Here is a 19138-nt window from a genome sequence, read left to right as displayed (position 1 = left end):
GAAAATAGTAGGTGTTACCTGCCGGGACGCATTGCCCGCAGTCGACGAATGCGTTCTTCCATTGGCGGATGGGTGCTGAACAAGTGCACGAGGGACTCACCGCGCAGTGGATTCATGATAAACAAATGTGCCGTAGACGGGTTCGGATTCATTTGTCCAAATGGTTGATGCTTAAAAGATTCTAACCGTTCAAGTGCGTCTGCCAGCGGATGTGGATCACCGACGAGTCGAGCACCGGTGGCATCTGCTTTGTACTCACGAGAACGCGAAATCGCCAATTGAATCATGGTTGCTGCGATGGGGCCCAAAATCATAAGGGCGAGTTCAGCTGCGACGTTACCGTTATTGTCGTCGCGGTCGTTTCCGCCAAACCACATGGTCCACTGCAGAATGTTGGCGATACTGGTAATCGCGCCAGCCATAACAGCTGCCATACTACTGATTAAGATATCGCGATTTTTAATATGCGCCATTTCGTGCGCCAGTACGCCCTCTAACTCCCGCGTAGGCATTACGCGAAGGATGCCTTCTGTCACTGCAATTTTGGCGTGTGCTGGGTTGCGGCCTGTTGCAAAAGCGTTGGGTTGGTCCGAAGGCGTGATATAAATTTCCGGCATCGGAACGTTGGCGCGTCGAGCGAGCCGGCGTACGACCTGGTACACTTCAGGAACCTCACGCTCGGATACGGGGTAACTCCCAGTCATGCGGATGGCCATGGTACCGCTCGTCCAGTAGGCAATGGCGTTCATCGCCACGGAGATGAGCAGGAAGATGAGCATCCCTCGCGTACCGCCGATGAAGTGCCCGATGAGCACGAGAATGACTGTTAACACAGCCATGAGCGACCACGTCTTAAGGGTGTTCAACAATCATCGTCCTTCCTCATATAATGTTAAAGTTTTTTGACCCAACGGCTATCGGACAGCCTACCTCAATTTTAGCGTATGGATAGGCAATCATGCATCCAATTGCGCTGAAAAGGGGCTCGATTTGTGCGGCTATACGGGTTTCGCTATACTAAAACTATGCACCGTGGCTTCACGAACTGAGGGATGGGGTATATGCGTTTAGGAGTCAATATCGAATACGACGGAAGAAACTACGATATCTTGGAGTTGCCTCCTGAGGCGTTCGTTCATCTGATTCCGTGCATGAGCAAACAACAGTATCGTCGCCTCAGCGAACGGTTTGAAGACGTCTGGCCAGAGCCTACCATCCGGCGGAATCATATGCTGGCGTTTACTGCGGCTAAGCTCGGCACGTCCATTGATTATTTATTTTTGTATCGCGATGCATTGCAGTTTGACGACGATGAAATGGAACGTTACATTGAACGGCACACAAAGCAGGGACATCGTCCCTCGTGAGACGATACATGGGGGAACAACATGCGCACAATTTTCGTATTTTTCGCTGGAAATGAGCGAGGTGGCGCTGCAGCACATATATCTACCCTCGCGCGAGCGGTTGTGCGTTTCGAAAAGTCGCCGCACTATCGGTTTGTCAGCTTAGGGCAAGGTCCTTTGGCGGATGCTGTTGCTACCACAGGTGTTCGCTTGCACGTTATCGGGGGCAATGCGCTTCATGCCGTCGCGCAACTGAAGAAGCTGTTGCGGGCGGAGCGCAAGGCCTTGTTGCACGCGCATGGACCTCGAATGAACATCCTCGCGGCACTCGCCACGCGTTGGAATGGAGTGCCGTGGACGTCCACGATTCACAGTCATCCGTACTATGATTTTTTAGGCAGTTCCTTGAAATCCCGCGTGTATCCGAAGTTACATATGTGGAGCCTCAAACAGGCCGTAGGCTTGTTCATTGTGCAGGCTTCGCTAGCGGACGTTCTGCCGACAGGCACTGTCCTTGACGTGCCTAATGCGGTGGATTTGCCGCCGCAATCAAAGACGCGTGAGGCGTGTGCAGAGGTTTGGCAGAAGCGTTTAGGCCTCGATAGTGGGAGTCGGCTCATTGGTGTGGCTGCCCGTTTTGATCCGGTGAAGAACTTGGATGTACTGATTCGAGCGATGGCTCGTGTGAAGACGCCGAACACCCACTTGTTGCTCGCAGGCGACGGTGAGATGCGGGCGTCATTGCAGAGCTTGGCGGAACAGTTAGGCGTTGTGGACCGGGTGCACTTTCTTGGCTTTATGACAGGGTTGGCCGACTTTTATGGCGCCATCGATATTCACGTACTGCCATCCAAGAGCGAGGGTACGCCGTTTTGCGTCTTGGAAGCGGGGACGTATGGCGCAGCCAATATCGGCTCAGACATTCCTGGGCTTCGCACACTTCTTCAGAATGGACAGGCAGGGGTGCTTGCACCCGTCGGGGACAGTGAGGCCCTGGCTGAACAAATCGACCAACTGCTGCAGCATGATGAGGAACGTGAACAGTATGTGGAGGCATTTCGCTCGAGTGTACTCCCGAACTTTTCCCCGGAAAAGATGCTAGAAGCGTACGAGCGGGGGTATACGGTGCTCGAAGAGGATATTCTTCGGACGCATCAGTTTACCCGTTCTTCTTAATTGCCTTCGCAAAGGATTTGATGAGTATGAAACGCACCGGTTTTCAAGTCTTCGGTGGTGGTCGAACGATAGCCCAGTGGCCGGCATCTTGGAAAATCATTGCGCTCACTGTCATTTGGTACGTGGTAGTTCAGACAATTTTTGGCCATAGCGTGCAGGGGGATGCGCGGGCAGGCGCCATGGTCGGGGTATTCGTCACGCATGGTCAAATCTTTCGATTGCTGACCGCCATCTTCGTGCACCTTTCCTTGATGCACTTGTTGGTCAATATGGTGTCCTTGTGGACACTTACGGCGGTAGAAAGCCTGCTGGGCGCAAACGCCTTTGTCGTGATTTATTTGGTCAGCGGACTGTTTGGGAATGTGTTGAGCCTTGCCATGGGCGCTGGTTTCACGGTGAGCGCCGGGGCATCTGGTGCGATATTCGGGTTGTTCGGGGCGATGCTAGGCCTTGCTTTTTTACGGATTCTCCCGACTGTCGTGCGCAATCAGCTCTTGATGATTTTAGCCATTAACGTCGTACTCGACATCACCCATCCAGACATTGATTGGCTGGCGCATCTTGGTGGAATGGTGGCCGGAATCTTGCTCACACTAGTATACGTAAACGTCAATCGATCCGTCCGGCTCTGGCGCACTGCAAGCATTACAATGGTCTGCTTGACGGCCATCAGCTTAATAGCGTGTCTGGTTACACCACTCTCAGCGATATAAACTGTTTTTCCGAATAATTCCTTGTTGCAAATTGTCGCATCAGATCTTATACTACTCTTCGTAATCTTTGCTTGGCTCCGTTTATCAATACGGAATTCGGCTCTACACTTAAAGGGTTAGGACCTCTGCGGACTAACTTTCCCCCGTGGTGTAGGGACGGTTCCACATGCCATGGATGGCATGGCGAATTGGCTCAAAGGGGGATTTTTGCTGTGGATACAATGGGTCGTCATGTTATTGCTGAACTTTGGGGTTGCAATGCGGATAAGTTAAATGATGTTCAGGGTATTGAACGTACGATGGTGAATGCGGCACTGGAAGCGGGTGCTGAGGTTCGAGAAGTGGCATTTCATAAGTTTGCACCTCAGGGTGTTAGCGGAGTTGTCATTATTTCGGAATCCCATCTCACCATCCACAGCTTTCCAGAGCATGGATACGCGAGTATTGACGTGTACACCTGCGGAGAGAGAATTGATCCGAATGTGGCATGTGATTATATCACGAAACACTTAGGTGCAACGCGCCTTGAATCGATAGAAGTGCCACGCGGTGTCGGTCCAATTCAGGTAAACGACGTCAAGGTTCGCGCCTTTTGACGTCAGCACTGCGGCAAAAAGAGAAAGGGCAGCAGCACTTCGCTGTTGCCCTTTCTCTTTGCCGTGAGAACCCGGCGTTAAAATCGTATCGTCTATCGGCAGGCGTAAAACATTTTAATCGTCGCCATTGGCGAAAACCCGCTCGTGATGCGTCGGAATTCGCCTGTCGACCAAGATGCTGCCGTTCCCTGCATCGACAATGACGAGATACTTATCTTCGTCATCGCGCACAATGGACATGTAGACCAGGTTTGTCCGAATGTTGCGCAACTGCAACTCCTCTACCGTCATCCCGGGGTGTTCTGCCATAACGGCCTTCTTGGCTTGTGTTGGCGTACACTTCGCGTATTTTTGCAGCTTCTGCGTGTATGCATCGTGACTAGCCTGATAGGCTTCACGAAGTGTATCCCGCGTAACCTGTACACTGGATTTAATATCTCCCCAATTGTGCACAGCAGGTCCATCGACGTCTTGGACGTCAGCCGTGACAGGGTGTAGTGTCGTATGTGTCGGTTTGGCACTCGAATCACTCGCCGCGAACACTGTACCAGTGGAGCAGGTTAAGCACCCCACTAACGACAGCGCCATCACCCACTTTTTCATATTCGTCCTCCTCATCTCATGTCGTTACGTTCAAGCGTAGGTTGCGCGGTGTAATCCAAATTTATGCAAAAAACCCTTTGAGTTTTATGTATTGCCATCCTAGCAATGATGTTGTAGAATGAAATGCGTTCGTTACAAACGGGGCCGTAGCTCAATGGGAGAGCACTACGCTGGCAGCGTAGGGGTTGTGGGTTCGAATCCCATCGGCTCCACCATCTGTGCGGCGGGTTGATTTACACCTGATTCACAGGGAATGTACCGTTCTTGTTGCGCAAAGTTTGGCTCGGTAGCTCAGTCGGTAGAGCAGAGGACTGAAAATCCTCGTGTCGGCGGTTCGATTCCGTCCCGAGCCACCATCTTTTCGTGCGGAAGTGGCTCAGGGGTAGAGCATCGCCTTGCCAAGGCGAGGGTCGCGGGTTCGAATCCCGTCTTCCGCTCCAAGTTCGCGAAAACGGCCTGTCTATTCAAGGTTTCGTATTTCGCAGCGTGGCGCCATAGCCAAGTGGTAAGGCAGAGGTCTGCAAAACCTTTACCACCGGTTCGAATCCGGTTGGCGCCTCCAACATAAAAAAACGTGGGTTTTGGCTAGCGCCGAATCCACGTTTTTTTATTTTTGGTAGTGTACGCCTCTGTAGACAGATGTTTTACATTTCGTTGATTGGCCGCTCATGTTAAGATTAGCCGATGTGGACAACATGAGAGGTTGTGGATGACATGCGATTGTCGCGCTTGATAATCGGTGTGTCTACGGCCGCTTCAGTTTGGGGTCTAATGGTTGCCTCAGCGCATGGGGCGACTGATCCGAACGATGTCCATTTTTCAAAATCCGCATCAACGGTGAAGCAAGTACACCGGGTACCGGTTCGTGCGAAGTCGAGACAGACAAAGAACCGGACAGTGCATAAGTCGGTGCGCAATCATTCGGCTCAATCGAGTGGACGTTCGCGTGTGGAGACGAAGCAAAATCTCTATTGGATGGCGCGCGTCATCAACGCGGAAGCCGGCGGCGAATCCCGGATGGCGCAAATCGGCGTTGGGGACGTCGTCTTACACCGACTGCGCAGCGGTAAGCACGGGACATCGGTTCATGATGTGGTGTTCGAGACCGTTGGTGGCGTTCATCAGTTTTCGTGCGTGCCGAACGGTGCGATTTATAAGACTCCAAACGCTTCTAGTATACAGGCGGCCAAGGATGTGCTGAATGGTGCGGAAGATGTTCCGCACGCGACGGTGTTTTACAATCCCAGTGAGACGTCTTCGTCCAATTGGGTTCAATCACGCGTTCGTGTGAAACAGTATGATCACTTGGTGTTTGCAAAATAGTACTGAAACCTACGCCGCAGGATGCCTGCGGCGTAGGTTTTGGTGTCAATGGGTGGCACAGCTCGCACGGTCGACCGTTTCTCGGATAGACGCGTCCGTCGTTTCATCGTCGTCGTACGTAATGGTGGCAATTTGGTCGGCGAGATCGACATCTAGATGTTGAACTCCTTGTAATGAGTGCAATGCATTGGATACCGCATTCGCGCACATGGGACATGTGGCGCCCTCAAGGGTCAGCGTAGAAATTGCCAACTCGGAATTCCCTCCCCCGAACGTCAATTTGGTCATTGGCTTCTATTATCATCTCTGTCCTGTGGTTGGCTTATTCCCCGAGCTCATCTCATGCTTGACGAATTTCATCCATGGTGTCCGAGAGGGATTCGCGAATCCATTGCAATAAGTCGAACCCACGCAGTTCTGGGTGCGAACGCATGCGAAGTGCCGCAATTTCCACACGCCAGCGGTCAGCACCTGTTTGCTGCACCACTTTATCGATGGTCATGCGTTCTGCGTCGGTAAAGAAGCATCCTTCCACAATGGTCACCTCACACAAGAGTACGTCGGTTACGGCGCGTTATGGTTAAAGTAAGTGGCAGGGTTGTATGATTGATTAGATCAATTATACGGTTGATATTTTGCGAAATGTGTCGAAACAGTGTAAAGCTGCAAAAATACGGCTGGCGAACAAAACGTGTGCTGCCTCAATCGTGTGTGTCGCCGGGTTCGGTGTCACCGTGAACCGCAGCTATCAAAACTTGTGCCATTCGGAGCGCCTCGATAGCACACAGTTCAAACTCCACTTCTCCAGATACGTGGCTGACTAACTGAATGACTTCTTTGCAACCGTGGGAACAGATGAGATAATCCGGGTACTTCGCTTCTTCCCGAGGTACTTTTTGGGCGCTGAATCCTGACTGAAAACCACCGAGGTGTTCACCGCATAGTTCGCACACACTCTCACCTCCCCCTCCAAACCATCCATGGATATCGACCATGGATATCGATGGCGTATGCACGTAAGTTGGCAGTGAACTGGGTAATCTGAACGTCCTACGTTATGCAGGCGATGCCTGCTTTGAGAAACGGAGGCGTTTGATTTGCCGGTAACCGTGTTGAATGACGTTCGTATCCAATATCACACGTTTGGACAAGGGGTCCCCATCATCTTCGTTCCACCACCGATGGTCGGTTCCTTCGTGTTTTATAAACAAGCCATCGACCTGTCTCGACAGTTTCAAGTGATTTTAATGGAATTGCGCGGTCATGCAGGGAGTGATGTGTCAAAAAATCCGCTGTCGTATCCTATCGTTGCCGACGATATCTGCCACCTGATGGACTCCTTAAACTTATATCGAGCGGTCGTCGCTGGCTATTCCATGGGTGGGCAAATTGCCTTGGAGTTTGCGCGGCGTTATCCTGAACGCGCGTATGGCATTATTCCAATTAGCGCATTTTCCGAGGTCAGTGATGCTAGATTGCGCATGGAGTTGTCCATGGCTTTGAAATTTGCCTAACCGGCTGGCATGCAGACGTTGGCGCTGGCGCTGGCAGTAGCCAATGCCGATAGTAGACGCGCGCTGCGCAATATGTATCTTTCCGGGATTCGTTGTAATGTGCGCAATGTGGCTGACTTGTTTGGTGAAGCCATTCGCTATCGATGTTCCGATGACCTACCATCCATGCAAATGCCAATCCGTTTGGTGTTTGGAGAAAAAGATAGACGTCTGTTGCGCTATCGGGAGATTTTTAAGAATTGCCTTCCACAAGCTACTCAGGTTGTCATTCCGGGCGCACATCATCAAGTCCCGACCAGAGCGGCCGAGACTTTGAATGGGGAGATTCGAAGATTCTTGCGTTCTAAATGAAATATGTGTTCAACACAACATCACATGGGCCCTGGTCGACGTGCCTGGCCATGGATCTGTCGATGGGTCGCGGCATGTTCACTGGTACTTGCCTTGTTTGTCGATCCCGGCTTGATTGCCAGCAGTGACACGACAGCCGAGATGGCACACAGTCCACTGATGCTGAAGAACACGGCTTGATGCGAGACCTTGCTTAACAGGGATACGGCAGGTGGACCGGCGGCTACACCGATGTAACGAACGCTACTGTAAAGCGATGTCACACTGCCGCGTTCCTGCTTGTCAATGCCACTGGTAATCAGGGAATCCAGGCACGGCAATACCAACCCAATACCTGCACCACCTACGACGAGCGCACCAATCAGCACATAAATATTGTTCACTGCCGCTCCGGCAGTAATGGCTGCGGTTTGAATCACACAACCGGAAAAGGATAGCCACTTCATGCGTTCCTTGTTGTCGTGAATTTTCTTACCAGTAAAATAGGAAGTGATACACAAGGATAACAGCGGAATGGCGAGAATCAGCCCTTTGATTACACCGTCGATATGGAAAACGTCCTCTAGCTGGGAGGATAAGTAAAACATCGCGCCAAAGATGACAAACATACAAATGCCGCCGATGGAGAAAATGGCAACCAGCCATCGCCCTTTGTCCGCGAAGATGCTGCGCAATGACGCCAGGAACGTGTGGAACTCGACTTTTTCCTCGTTGGTTTTTCGCGGAACTTTGACCAGCCACGCCACGAGGATGACAGAGACCGCGCAAAATACCGGGATGGACAAAAACGGGACGTACCAAATCCACATGGCGAGTGCTGCGCCAAGGATAGGGCTGAGTACTTTGCCAAAGGTATTGGCCGTTTCAATAAGACCAAGCCCCTGGCTTACATCGTCCTCCCGTTTGAACATGTCGCCCACCAATGGCAATACAATTGGAAACGATCCCGCCGCACCAATTCCCTGTAAAAAACGCCCCGCTAAAATCACCCAATAGCTACTCTGCATGAACCACGCGGCCCCACCGGCGATAAGGCCACCGATACCGGTTATGACGAGGCTGGGAATAATGATCTTTTTACGGCCAAACTGATCAGACAGATAACCGGCAACTGGAATGAGAAAAATCGCCACAACCGAATACACGGTGATCACCATACTGACCTGAAACGAGCCGATGTGTAACTGTCGTTCCATTTCTGGCAATACGGGTATCAACATTGAATTTCCCAGCGTCATAATTAATGGAATCGACGCTAAGGCGACGAGATCGAGCTTTTTATTGGCCTGCATCTGATCACCCATCTTTTCTGAAAGTGACAATTCGTACTGGTGTTACAGTATGTGGCACATAACATGTCCAACTCGAAGCATAGCAATGTGCATTATCTCCGTCAGCGAATGGGATAAAGATTGCATAATGTTACGTCAATGTCTCAAGACTAGAAGATGGCTTACAGCACACCCAGCACACTGGAAAGTGAGTACTCGAGGAGGAATACATATGCCTGGTCAATATGCGGCACACGAAATGCTCGCCATGAGTGAGGCACTGATGACGAAGTCGGCACATATTCAAATGCTGAACATGTTCGCCCAACTTGCTACGGATACGCGGTTAAAAAGCATCGCGCAGAAGCAGGCGCAGGCCGGTATCAATCATTACAATCTCGGTGTCCAATTGATTCAGGGCCAAGAGCAAGTGCCGACCATGGCAGTGCAATACCGCATGGACACGTTTGGTGAACCAAAACTAGGCCTTTCGCAAATGGGGCAAGCCGGGCAACAGCCGGGGAATGTCACGGCGCCAGCCACGGCTGCAAGCCCCGTGACCGACAAGGCAATAGCCACGACGATGTTAAACCTTCAGAAATTTGGCTGCATTAGCTGGATGACATTCGGTTTGGAGTGTGCGAACCCAAAATTTCGCGAGTATCTCGTGGATGGCGCAAACCTTTGTGACAAACTGGCCTATGAAGTGTGGTCATACATGAACCACCAGGGATATTACCAGGTACCTGAAATGCCGATGAATGCCGTGCAGCAATTCATGCAAAATTACCAGTTGACACCGGGTGCGAATCAAATGGGACTTCAATAATCTTGCACCGGGCACAAGCGAACCAGTATATCGCGGTTTTTGATGAGCAGGCAACCCATACGGGTTGCCTGTTTTAGGGTTTATTGGTATCTATTAATATACGGCTTGCCGCCTTCCTGATAAGCGTCCGCTGGTTGGTGATATGGCACTTCCCTGTACGATGAAGCCAACGTTTGTACAGCTTGCTGCGGCGCCATGACCGCGGGATACCATCCTTGTTGTACCATCCACTGCCACACTTCAAATGCTTGGTGTGAACACATCCGAAACGCGTCTTCAAGGAACGAGCGCAATTGTGGCGTGGAGGTTTCAAACGTCGCCCATGCGTACTCGCGCCCTGCTCGTTTTAGTGTCAACAGATAGGACGTGGCGATGGCCCTGTCATCTAATTGACTTAATTGGATTTCCGGCTGGACAGGCGCTGGCTGTTGCGCCGACAATGGATTGTGAGGTGCCTGTCCACGGTTCTGGAGGTTTGTCGTCTGCGGCATCATTTGCTGCAATTCAGGTACGTTCAACTGATCCGTTGAGCCAAAACGCTGTTTTGCGAATTCTACTTTCATATTGTAATCCTGTACGTGAACGGCATAGTGCCGGGTAATCATCTCACGCAACTGTGGGTTTTGCGCCTGATTGATAAACAGTGCCATGGATTGAATCGAGTTGGTGCAGCTCATCAAGAGTTCATTTAATTCCGCCATTTCATGCGCAAGCAGATTCATTTGTGCTCATCCCTTCAAATTCTTTTGTACTAGGACTAGACTGTGGTTAGGTTCGTTACTTTATGCAGGATGATCCAGCTGATTTCAAGATGACTTCAAGGATGACATTCTATATTGGCTATGAAAGAAATGTGTTTCGGTATGGAGGAATCGGCGTGAACAATAAATCGCGAGTTGTTGCCCTGATGGTGACGCTATCTGCTGCAGGTTTGGTTACGACGGGGATTTATCACTTTGGGAAGGGGACAAATGGTACAGTTGTCGATACCTCGCAAGGCAGTGCGGGGTTTGTCTTGTCGCGCAGCCAATTTACGCCAATGACATGGACAGATTCACGGCGTGCCAATGGGGCGCCCTTCGGCAATGGTTATAGTACTTCACCTCGTTCGTCTACGACCTCTTCTGGGGGTACTGGTGGTAATGGTAGTTATTTTGATACCGTGTCGGGAGATGTGCCAACAGGTACGCAAGCATCGGAGAATTGGGCTGGTTACGTGGCTACACCCCAGACATCGGCCAAGGCGTTCACTAGTGTACATGGATCCTGGACCGTACCCACATTGGAAACTACCAGCAATCAAGGTGTCGCTGCTCAATGGGTGGGACTCGGCGGCGTGAATTCTGATGATTTGTTGCAAGTGGGCACGATTGAACAAGTCGAGGATGGACAAGTGGTGAATACCGTCTTTTGGGAGAAACTTCCCTCGGCGGCAAAGACGGTGATGACCGTTGAGGCGGGATCGACCATTGATGCCAGTGTCAAACAAGCTTCTGGCACGACGTGGGATGTGGTCGTCACTGTGACGTCTCCTGATGGCCAGACGCAAACGAAGACGATTCCTGTCACATTGAATGCGTCGTATGAAAAGGGAATCGGTACCTCTGCCGAGTGGATCAGCGAAGATCCATCGACGACCAACGGAGAGTTGTATCCGCTCGCCAATGCAGGAACGGTTGCATTTAGCGAAGCAACGGTAGATGGTGGAGCTATCAATGCCGAAACGAACGATGTCGTGCCAATGGCCGTCGTCACGCAACAAGGACAAGTTTTAATTTCGCCGTCGCAGTTGGGGTCCGACGGGGAATCGTTTTCCACGACGACTTTGGCGACGTCGACGGGTGATGGGGATTCGGGTCAGTTCAGCACGCGCTCTCGCCGGCATCATGGGTTCACACCGATACCGGGTGGAACTCCTTGGGCACAAGGAATGGGCAGTCACTTAGGATACGCATGGAGATGAATGCAAATCGGTAACAATACCTCCAAACCATTCTTCGGTTCGACAGAGTGAACCGGGGGATGAGATATGGGGGGATTGAAGGATGGCCGAACGCCCGACGAATGACCACTTCGAGGCGGAAACATCGTTTGCCGCGACGGACGACCAACAGGAGTTGTCTGGAAACGAAATCACGCAAGAGCAGATTCGGGACGTGTATTTTGCGGGAACGAGTGACGGCGTGGTGTATTTGGGAAATACGAAAGTCCTCAATCTCGAGGAAGGCGAACAGACAGAGTAATCGTCTTGTTTTTCAAGGCGATTTCGAGGCATCCCCTGTAGAATCGGTTATGTGGAGAACTTGGAAATCCGTTTGCGCAACAAGTGAATATTTCCGAGTGATACTTCAAGCCCTCACTTTTGCCTGCTGCACATGTGCGCAGGCCTTTTTGTTGCGTGGGCAATTCGTTGTGTGATGCGAATCAGCGCCTCGTCAGCGCAAAGGTTTCGGTATGCACTCAATTGTGCTATACTGAAAATGGTAAATCATTGCGAATTTCTTACGCGACCTTCTCACGGGAGGGTCGCTTGCTTTATCGCTCACACGATGTGCGTCGAGGGAATTACGGTTTGCGACCCTAGGATTGATAAGACCAGCTATCTAATGTCAAGCACTCAATTGAGTTCTAAGAACAATGAAGGGAAGTGATTTTTGGACGCATCTATATAAGCCTGTCAGAAGCAGACTTGATGTGAATATTCAGACGGGACGTTCGGTTTACGCGATTGGCTCGTATGGCTTTTTATCCCGTAAGACGGCATGAATGATGTATGTCAATTTACGCGCCACGGCGCCGGTTGCAGCTAAATGGTGTTTCCCTTGAGCCCGCTTCTGTTCGTAAAAATCTCTGAGAATTGGACTGTGTACCTTCGCGACACTTGCGGCAAGCCAGATGGCTCGGCGCAAATAAGGTGAGCCACGTTTGGACATTCGGTTGCGCGTTCCGGTGAATTCTCCTGAATGACGCACTGTAGGGTCAATTCCGGCGAATGCAACGAGCTTTACGCCAGTTGGAAATCGGGCTATATCGCCAATTTCACCGAGAATGGCAGCAGCCAAGACGGGACCTATACCTGGAATTGTGACAAGGTTGGTATCCACGGCTTCGAGACGCTTTTTGATCTCACTGTTCAGTGAATCCAATTGCTCCTCTGTGAAGCGAATCTGCTGGAGAAGCAGGCGCAATTGCAGTCGATACGCGTCCAGTGCTGTGTCGATGCCGAACGACGCAGCAGCGGCAGATTTGAGTTCTTCCGCTTTGTCCAGTCCGAGACGGTTCCGACTATGTTTGGCAATGAAGGCCGCCAGTTCTTCTGTATCTACGGCAAGGATCTCTTCCGGTGTTGTGTATTCCATCAATAATTCGGAGGACGTCTTACCAAATAGGTCTGAGAAGAGTCGCTCGTATTCGGGAAACAGCATATCTAGCACGCTGATGACCTGTCGCTTTAGGTCTGAAATTGAGTCTACCAGACTGAATCGGAATCGGCTCAATTGACGCAAGGCAACAATTTCATCACTGCCGAGTTCTGTCGTACTGTATCGTCCAAAGCGCAACACTTCAGCAATGATGAATGCATCCTTCGTGTCATTCTTGGTTTGTCGAATGTACATGTTTCGAAAGGCATCCGACTGAATGGGTTGATGACACGCACCCGTATGCCATGTTTACGGAGAAACGAGTGTAGAGCCAACCAGTAGTGACCAGTGGCCTCCATTGCGACTTCTGTGGATGACAAATCGTGATCGACATTCTGCATCCACTGAATGAGCTTCTGGCCTCCAGCCTGAGTATTTGGGAAGCGCAAAGTCTTGCCTTGGCTCTGCCCAGTTGAATCGATCATGCAGGCTTCATGATTACGCTTAGCAATATCAATACCAACAAAATACATTGCACGTACCTCCAAATGGGTCGGATCCGCACAACCTTGCGATCTACAACCTAGTTTGAGATTCGGAGATAGGGTATAAACCCTTCAACATCCAGCTCATTCGTAACGCTCGCAAGGCGGGGACTACACTCTTTAAGTCGAGAACCAATGGTCCCAAGGAGAGGTTCGTAGTACCCCGACCACTACGAGAATTTTATCTCAAAACTCTTTGGAGTACGTGACATCAATATACTAGGAGATGTAGTCCATGTTTGGCAAGCGGAATGAAGAAGTGGTGCCGAATGTCGAAACCCCTATCTGGTCCTGCACAAGTGACACATGTAACGTCTGGATGCGGCAGAATTTCACATTCGAGACGGAACCGCGTTGCCCGGTTTGTCAGTCACCCATGACGCAGGACGTACGGGATTTACCTGAGATTTAATCGACTCATACACTGTGTTCATGCACTTCTGATACGAAAAAGACGCCCTTTGTTGGGGCGTCTTTTTCGTTGCTTATGCTTATGCGTTCATACGTCGCTTGCCCGCTTCTGGGGAGCTGCACAGCGCGATAATGCCGGTGAGCAGCAACAGAACGCCGCTAGGCAGGAAGGAGTACGTCACAAAAATGAACCCTAAGATGGCGCAGATAATCATCACGACACCGCTGAGTTTTGGTGTATGTCGTGCACTCAGTGAGGCGATGACACTCACGATAGATACCACCAGCATCACGATAGTGTGCGCGTTGACGCCAGGATAGTTCCCGTAGTGCTCTGCCATTTTAATAATGCTTTCAACAACTCCAATGAGACTCGCCACTAGGCCAATCAGGAGAGGTATCATCTGTCTTGCTCCTTCCAGGTTTCTTGTCCTTACTCAGTGTATCGGTTCCTCATTGTAAACACAAAGGGACGGGAAGGTATGTAAGGGCACAAAAAAAGCCCATGCGGACATGGGCTTTATCTGTCACTTAGTATTTGACAACGTTCGCAGCTTGCGGGCCCTTTGGTCCTTCAACGATGTCGAAGGTTACGCGTTGGCCTTCGTCCAGGGTTTTGAAACCGTTGCCTTGGATAGCACTGAAGTGCACAAATACATCATCGGCACCTTCGACTTGAATGAAACCGAAACCCTTTTCCGAATTAAACCATTTTACAATACCTTCTTGCATCCCAATTCCTCCATGGTGCATACGCACTTACAAAATTCATTTGCATGAATAAAGCCGTTCTGATACTGACCCATTGGAGGCCAGTTCGAACGGCTTCAGCATTATCAATATTGATAACATGCAAATGGGTATTGACTACATCGTACATCACACCTCCTGTAAAGTCAAATATCTTGTCAAAACTACCTGCTAGTTCCAATAGTTTTGTCTTTATTGCGAACGCTGGATCTTCTTGGGTTTTCGACATGGATAACGCTTTTGGATTTACAACTTTGCACCAGGATAGACGGTTCGGTCGAGCAGAGAATAACAGCGAGCCATTTGACCTTCGAGGAGGAATGGACATGGTCGATTTGACTGCGGTGAAGGAGCAGTTGACTCACGTCCTCGACCCAGAAATTCGTGTGAATGTCGTTGACCTCGGACTGATTTACGACATCTCCGAACCGAAGGAGGGACAAGTCAACATCAAAATGACGTTGACCACGCCGGATTGTCCACTCCACGAAGGCTTTCTGGATGCCATTGAGGCCGCCGTTGCACCAGTAAAGGGTGTCGAATACGTCAAGGTCGATGTCGTGTTCGATCCGCCCTGGACGCCGGATCGGATGAATCCAGATGTGCGTAAGCAATTGGGGATTGCATGAGCCGCTTGATGAATTGTACTAGTTCGCGACGACTTAGGGGGAGGAACCGGCATGAATGTGAATGTCAAATGTAGTGTTTCGAATTGTTACTTCTGGCGAGACAACAATGATTGCGCGGCGCCCGCCATCATGGTAACAGTCGATGAGAACGCGCAAGCGAACTTTAATGTCGAAATCGCGGATGAAATTATGGTCGACCTGGAAGGGAAGCAGGATGCGCCATCCTCTGCCAAGACCTGTTGCCATACCTTTCGACCCTCTGAGGCGTAAAGCTTCGCTGGGGCCAATGGGTTGACACTGGTGGTCCATGTTGGATCGATAAGGGCATGAACCAACTCGGAAGGGGAGGATGTCTGACATGTTGTCTGACGAGGCATTGAGTGATTTGATGGCAAATGCCGCCGTAATCGCTTCTGTTGGCGTACTTTCCAATCCGGCCACGAGGGGATATTCCGTGGCAGCTTACCAACAGTCGCAGGGGTATAAAGTCTTGCCCGTGAATACGGACAAGGACCTGGTGTTAGGTCATGTGACGGTGCCTTCTGTAGCGGATATTGAGGAACCGGTGGATATTGTCAACGTGGTCGCACATCCGCATGAGGCGCCGGCTGTTACGGAGGCTGCCATTGCGGCCGGGGCAAAGGCAATTTGGTTCGAACCGGGTACCCAAAACCACCTTGCCGAACAGCGGGCCCGTGAGGCGGGGCTTCAAGTCGTCACGAATCGCTCATTTGAACGCGAACATCGCCGTCTTTTGTCCCGTCACTGAAATTTCGCATCAAAAGGGCGCCTGAATGGGCGCCCTTTTTCTTTCCATTTGCCAATAAGCTGTTTTGTGATACAAAATTGTGGAGTCTTTTTTATTCGCAAGGGGGCGGTTTGACGATGACTCGCTGGACCGAGATACCGCAAAAATTTGGTCTAGGGTTGAGGCCATGGCAAATCGCCTATATGGTGCTATTTGCAGTGTTTGGTACGCTCGCAAATTTGTACAACGGATCGGATATAGCTGTTTTGATTACGTGCAGTTATGTCTACATCTTGCTCAGCATTGGCTCCTTAGTGGTGTTGTTGCCACATTTTCGGCGCACTTTGTTTCGGAAAAGTGATCCGCTGCGCCGTTATGGCCGCACTCGCCGTGGACTTGTGGCTGGGATTGGCTGGAGACTCTATTTGTACATCTTGGTCCCGGCTTTCTTCATTGCTGCCCTGGAGGCGTTTAGCGCCATCATCAGCGTGTTGATTAGCTTCGGTCAATCGAATGTGCCCAATCATCCTGGGGTTTTAGACTACCTGACAGGGGTTTTGGCGGGTACGGAAGAGATGTGGAGATGGAGCATGATAGGGACGGTCCTCGTTGTGCTGCACATGCTGAGTCGCCATGTGTGGCATCGGGCTTCGGTGCGCGCTGTCGCCTTTACCATTGCGTTTTGTTTGAGCTCCTTATCTTTTGGTGCAGGCCACATTCTTGAGTTTGAGACCCACCGGTTGCGCGCACTGTTTCTATTTAGCGGGCTTGGGGCATTGTTAGCGCTCATGACGATCATTACGGGGAGAATTATCCTCGTCATGTTTGTGCACATGTTATACGACATCTGGGTAACGTATTTATCTGGAGCTGACGAGCGTATGGGCACGGTCTTTGGACTCATGCTCTATGTTGCCCTGTTGGTGGCGCCTCTTGTGACACTCTTGTGGCGACGCCACATTTTTTCGCGGTCGAACATTTGGCAATAAAATTCGAGAAAGGAAATCTTACAAAAACTTAATCCTACATTTACGCTTACTTGACGTTGCTGCGCTAGAGTTTCAGATGAGCGTTGCTATCTGTCTAATTGCTAAGCAACACCCCCTATGAGTGAATGGACCGCTTGTGAGAACGTGCTATGTCGCAAGCGGTCAATTTTTTGCAATTAGGTCAGTGACTTGCGCGTCCGAATCCATTCGTCAAATTCTGTTGCCACGATTCGTTCCCCGGTCACACCCTCCGCCTCGGGGGACGACAGGTAGACAATCGGTCGGGCCATAATATCGGGGGACAAGATGCCGGGCATCGAATCGAAGGCATCGGCGTATTCGTCTGGCAGCATGCCAGTCCGCGTTGCGCCGCCAGGTAGCAAAATATTTACGCTGACCCCACTATCGCGGAGATCTTCTGCCATGATGTAGGACAGTGATTCGGCCCCGGCTCGGGACGGGCCGTATGGAACAAATCCCTTGCGTCGCATCGTTTCGTGGTTCATGGAGATGTTGATAATTCGCCCGTGGCCTTGCTGTACCATCATGGGCGCAAACGCACGCGCGACTAAAAAGTACCCAGTGAGGTTGGTTTCGATGAGATTGCGAAATCCCTCCGGTGAGACCTCGTAGAAGGGCTTCGGTTCAAACATAAACTTTTTATTGACCGTGCGCATGCCAATGCCTGCGTTGTTGACGAGTACATCGAGTTTGCCCCAATGGGAATTTACCCACGCAACGGCCGCATGAATGCTGTCGGTTGACCGCACATCCATGGTCAGCTCATGCGCGTCGAACCCTTCTTCGCGCAGTTGCGAAACCACTTTGGATAACTTTTCTCCACCTCGCGAAGAAATGGCAACCGTGGCCCCCTCCTTCAGCAATGCGCGTGCCATCGCATAGCCTAACCCGCTAGAAGATCCTGTGACGAGTGCATGGATGCCAGATAATCGTTGACTGGACATGTGATGATTCCCTCCCAGATATTGCTCATATTGTCTCGTAATCTGCATGTGAAAATAAATTCTCTTTGACTACAGGAAGATTTTAAGGGGTGAATATTGAGCGGTTGTCCTGTAAACTCGTTGAACGTAATCACATGACAGCCGAATCACCGAAAAAACCGGTGTACGGGGGATTTTTGGTCGTTTGACCTGGGGTGAATTGCGTTTGCAACGGGTAGCTCGTTATCCGAACCCGACAACTAACCTCGGAGGCATAAACGAGAGGACGGTTTTGCATGCGTTTATCACGTTTGTTTGTAGGTACCTTTACAGCCGCTGCCGCTTGGGGTCTAGCGATGACACCTGCATTTGCTGCAACCACCACTGTGACGGTGCAACCAGGAGATTCTTTGTGGAAGATTTCGCATGCACGCGGAATTTCGCTTCAGTCTCTGGAAAGTGCCAATCCTTCGGTGGATCCAGCAGATTTGTTGGTCGGAACGGTTCTAAAGCTCCCTACGACAAGTAATGTGGATGCTGCAAATAGTAACGGTAGTACGGAAGCTCAAAACTTGTATTGGATGGAGCACATTATCAACGCTGAGGCGGGTGGTGAGTCACTCGAAGCCCAGGTTGCTGTGGGAGACGTGGTGTTACACAGGCTGGAGAGCGGTCAGTATGGCAAGACCGTACATGATGTCGTGTTTCAGATTGACAGCGGACATTACCAGTTCTCCTGTGTGCCCGACGGTTATATCTACCAGACGCCGAATGCATCGAGTGTAACAGCGGCCGAACGGGTATTGGAAACGAATGACGATGAAGTACCAGGCGCTTTCGTTTTCTATAACCCCTCCCAAACGCCCGCGAGCAGTTGGGTGAGAACGCAAAAAACCATTGCCCAAATTGGAGATTTGGTATTTGCGAAGTAAGTTGTGATTCAGGGTTGGGCGTTGACAATATGTCTTGCTTCTCAAAAAAACGGGCGGTTTCCGAATAGGGACCGCCCGTTTTTTTGTGCGCCCAGCATGGGCGCTA

At 50.8% G+C, this 19138-nt stretch carries 26 protein-coding genes, 4 tRNA genes, 1 pseudogene and 1 riboswitch; of the genes and pseudogenes, 20 read left to right on the top strand and 11 right to left on the bottom strand.

The window, feature by feature from the left end:
- Positions 1-14 precede the first annotated feature (14 nt).
- A complete protein-coding gene (gene htpX, locus K1I37_RS16975) occupies positions 15-869 on the bottom strand; it encodes a zinc metalloprotease HtpX (RefSeq protein ID WP_021296976.1) in 855 nt (284 codons plus the stop codon).
- Positions 870-1061: 192 nt separating this feature from the next.
- On the opposite strand from htpX, the gene K1I37_RS16970 reads away from it, so the two are divergent.
- From K1I37_RS16970 to speD, 4 genes are all read left to right on the top strand, one after another.
- Positions 1062-1367, top strand: a complete 306-nt coding sequence (locus K1I37_RS16970) for a hypothetical protein (RefSeq protein ID WP_021296975.1) — start codon at positions 1062-1064, stop codon at positions 1365-1367.
- A 21-nt stretch (positions 1368-1388) separates the two neighbouring features.
- Entirely contained in the window at positions 1389-2522 is a 1134-nt protein-coding gene (locus K1I37_RS16965; protein WP_021296974.1) for a glycosyltransferase, read from the top strand.
- Positions 2523-2548: 26 nt separating this feature from the next.
- Positions 2549-3235 carry a rhomboid family intramembrane serine protease gene (locus K1I37_RS16960; protein WP_021296973.1) on the top strand — a complete coding sequence of 229 codons (687 nt, stop codon included), beginning with the start codon at positions 2549-2551 and terminating at the stop codon, positions 3233-3235.
- A gap of 212 nt (positions 3236-3447) precedes the next feature.
- Positions 3448-3831: an adenosylmethionine decarboxylase gene (speD, locus tag K1I37_RS16955; RefSeq protein WP_021296972.1), complete on the top strand. Its 384-nt coding sequence runs from the start codon at positions 3448-3450 to the stop codon at positions 3829-3831.
- A gap of 114 nt (positions 3832-3945) precedes the next feature.
- On the opposite strand, the gene K1I37_RS16950 is transcribed toward speD, so the two are convergent.
- Positions 3946-4434 carry a PepSY domain-containing protein gene (locus K1I37_RS16950; RefSeq protein WP_021296971.1) on the bottom strand — a complete coding sequence of 163 codons (489 nt, stop codon included), beginning with the start codon at positions 4432-4434 and terminating at the stop codon, positions 3946-3948.
- A gap of 140 nt (positions 4435-4574) precedes the next feature.
- Between K1I37_RS16950 and K1I37_RS16945 the strand changes: the two genes are divergently transcribed.
- The 5 genes from K1I37_RS16945 (at position 4575) to K1I37_RS16925 (ending at position 5757) form a co-directional block, all read left to right on the top strand.
- Positions 4575-4649: transfer RNA gene (locus K1I37_RS16945), tRNA-Ala, on the top strand.
- 65 nt (positions 4650-4714) lie between these two features.
- Positions 4715-4790 (top strand) — tRNA-Phe (locus K1I37_RS16940).
- A gap of 9 nt (positions 4791-4799) precedes the next feature.
- Positions 4800-4874, top strand: a tRNA-Gly gene (locus tag K1I37_RS16935).
- Positions 4875-4922: 48 nt separating this feature from the next.
- A tRNA-Cys gene (locus tag K1I37_RS16930) sits at positions 4923-4996 on the top strand.
- A gap of 158 nt (positions 4997-5154) precedes the next feature.
- Positions 5155-5757 (top strand): cell wall hydrolase, encoded by a 603-nt coding sequence (locus K1I37_RS16925; protein WP_161624360.1) that lies wholly within the window; start codon positions 5155-5157, stop codon positions 5755-5757.
- Positions 5758-5802: 45 nt separating this feature from the next.
- Here the strand turns inward: K1I37_RS16925 and K1I37_RS16920 are convergent, their stop codons facing one another.
- The 3 genes from K1I37_RS16920 to K1I37_RS16910 form a co-directional block, all read right to left on the bottom strand.
- Complete coding sequence (locus K1I37_RS16920; RefSeq protein ID WP_021296969.1) at positions 5803-6009, bottom strand: heavy-metal-associated domain-containing protein; 207 nt, start codon at positions 6007-6009, stop codon at positions 5803-5805.
- An 88-nt stretch (positions 6010-6097) separates the two neighbouring features.
- Entirely contained in the window at positions 6098-6292 is a 195-nt protein-coding gene (locus K1I37_RS16915) for a hypothetical protein (protein ID WP_021296968.1), read from the bottom strand.
- 166 nt (positions 6293-6458) lie between these two features.
- On the bottom strand, positions 6459-6710 hold the full coding sequence (locus tag K1I37_RS16910) for a hypothetical protein (RefSeq protein ID WP_021296967.1): 252 nt from the start codon (positions 6708-6710) through the stop codon (positions 6459-6461).
- A gap of 144 nt (positions 6711-6854) precedes the next feature.
- Here K1I37_RS16910 and K1I37_RS16905 point away from each other — a divergent pair, with 144 nt between their 5' ends.
- A complete protein-coding gene (locus K1I37_RS16905; protein ID WP_021296966.1) occupies positions 6855-7271 on the top strand; it encodes an alpha/beta fold hydrolase in 417 nt (138 codons plus the stop codon).
- Between the two features lie 9 nt (positions 7272-7280).
- Positions 7281-7622: an alpha/beta fold hydrolase gene (locus K1I37_RS16900; protein ID WP_021296965.1), complete on the top strand. Its 342-nt coding sequence runs from the start codon at positions 7281-7283 to the stop codon at positions 7620-7622.
- Positions 7623-7642: 20 nt separating this feature from the next.
- Here the strand turns inward: K1I37_RS16900 and K1I37_RS16895 are convergent, their stop codons facing one another.
- A complete protein-coding gene (locus K1I37_RS16895) occupies positions 7643-8914 on the bottom strand; it encodes a bacillibactin exporter BcbE (protein WP_021296964.1) in 1272 nt (423 codons plus the stop codon).
- A 211-nt stretch (positions 8915-9125) separates the two neighbouring features.
- Between K1I37_RS16895 and K1I37_RS16890 the strand changes: the two genes are divergently transcribed.
- Positions 9126-9722, top strand: a complete 597-nt coding sequence (locus K1I37_RS16890) for a spore coat protein (RefSeq protein WP_021296963.1) — start codon at positions 9126-9128, stop codon at positions 9720-9722.
- Between the two features lie 80 nt (positions 9723-9802).
- Here K1I37_RS16890 and K1I37_RS16885 read toward each other — a convergent pair whose 3' ends face one another.
- On the bottom strand, positions 9803-10444 hold the full coding sequence (locus K1I37_RS16885) for a spore coat protein (protein WP_021296962.1): 642 nt from the start codon (positions 10442-10444) through the stop codon (positions 9803-9805).
- A gap of 155 nt (positions 10445-10599) precedes the next feature.
- Between K1I37_RS16885 and K1I37_RS16880 the strand changes: the two genes are divergently transcribed.
- Positions 10600-11685 (top strand): G1 family glutamic endopeptidase, encoded by a 1086-nt coding sequence (locus tag K1I37_RS16880; RefSeq protein WP_161624359.1) that lies wholly within the window; start codon positions 10600-10602, stop codon positions 11683-11685.
- Positions 11686-11767: 82 nt separating this feature from the next.
- Positions 11768-11965 (top strand): hypothetical protein, encoded by a 198-nt coding sequence (locus tag K1I37_RS16875; protein WP_021296960.1) that lies wholly within the window; start codon positions 11768-11770, stop codon positions 11963-11965.
- Positions 11966-12442: 477 nt separating this feature from the next.
- On the opposite strand, the pseudogene K1I37_RS16870 reads toward K1I37_RS16875, so the two are convergent.
- Positions 12443-13569 (bottom strand): annotated as a pseudogene (locus K1I37_RS16870) (IS110 family RNA-guided transposase).
- 295 nt (positions 13570-13864) lie between these two features.
- On the opposite strand from K1I37_RS16870, the gene K1I37_RS16865 reads away from it, so the two are divergent.
- Positions 13865-14041: a cold-shock protein gene (locus K1I37_RS16865; protein ID WP_169513704.1), complete on the top strand. Its 177-nt coding sequence runs from the start codon at positions 13865-13867 to the stop codon at positions 14039-14041.
- Between the two features lie 79 nt (positions 14042-14120).
- On the opposite strand, the gene K1I37_RS16860 is transcribed toward K1I37_RS16865, so the two are convergent.
- Both K1I37_RS16860 and K1I37_RS16855 read right to left on the bottom strand, forming a co-directional pair.
- Positions 14121-14444 (bottom strand): hypothetical protein, encoded by a 324-nt coding sequence (locus K1I37_RS16860; protein ID WP_021296312.1) that lies wholly within the window; start codon positions 14442-14444, stop codon positions 14121-14123.
- A gap of 127 nt (positions 14445-14571) precedes the next feature.
- Positions 14572-14772, bottom strand: coding sequence for a cold-shock protein (locus K1I37_RS16855; RefSeq protein WP_021296311.1), 201 nt, complete (start codon positions 14770-14772; stop codon positions 14572-14574).
- 344 nt (positions 14773-15116) lie between these two features.
- On the opposite strand from K1I37_RS16855, the gene K1I37_RS16850 reads away from it, so the two are divergent.
- The 4 genes from K1I37_RS16850 to K1I37_RS16835 all read left to right on the top strand — a co-directional run bounded on the left by K1I37_RS16850 (position 15117) and on the right by K1I37_RS16835 (position 17156).
- On the top strand, positions 15117-15419 hold the full coding sequence (locus K1I37_RS16850; protein ID WP_021296310.1) for a metal-sulfur cluster assembly factor: 303 nt from the start codon (positions 15117-15119) through the stop codon (positions 15417-15419).
- A gap of 51 nt (positions 15420-15470) precedes the next feature.
- The gene (locus K1I37_RS16845; RefSeq protein ID WP_021296309.1) at positions 15471-15689 is read left to right on the top strand and encodes a DUF1540 domain-containing protein; all 219 of its coding nucleotides are present in this window, start codon (positions 15471-15473) and stop codon (positions 15687-15689) included.
- Positions 15690-15777: 88 nt separating this feature from the next.
- Complete coding sequence (locus K1I37_RS16840; protein ID WP_021296308.1) at positions 15778-16188, top strand: CoA-binding protein; 411 nt, start codon at positions 15778-15780, stop codon at positions 16186-16188.
- Positions 16189-16304: 116 nt separating this feature from the next.
- A complete protein-coding gene (locus K1I37_RS16835) occupies positions 16305-17156 on the top strand; it encodes a hypothetical protein (RefSeq protein WP_021296307.1) in 852 nt (283 codons plus the stop codon).
- A gap of 176 nt (positions 17157-17332) precedes the next feature.
- Here the strand turns inward: K1I37_RS16835 and K1I37_RS16830 are convergent, their stop codons facing one another.
- Positions 17333-18121, bottom strand: a complete 789-nt coding sequence (locus K1I37_RS16830; protein ID WP_021296306.1) for an SDR family NAD(P)-dependent oxidoreductase — start codon at positions 18119-18121, stop codon at positions 17333-17335.
- A gap of 129 nt (positions 18122-18250) precedes the next feature.
- Positions 18251-18390, top strand: a riboswitch (cyclic di-AMP (ydaO/yuaA leader).
- Between the two features lie 6 nt (positions 18391-18396).
- Between K1I37_RS16830 and K1I37_RS16825 the strand changes: the two genes are divergently transcribed.
- Entirely contained in the window at positions 18397-19032 is a 636-nt protein-coding gene (locus K1I37_RS16825; protein ID WP_081654067.1) for a cell wall hydrolase, read from the top strand.
- Positions 19033-19138 lie beyond the last annotated feature (106 nt).

It is taken from the genome of Alicyclobacillus acidoterrestris (genome assembly GCF_022674245.1).
Taxonomy (GTDB): domain Bacteria; phylum Bacillota; class Bacilli; order Alicyclobacillales; family Alicyclobacillaceae; genus Alicyclobacillus; species Alicyclobacillus acidoterrestris.
This window is presented reverse-complemented; position numbering and strand designations above follow the sequence as displayed.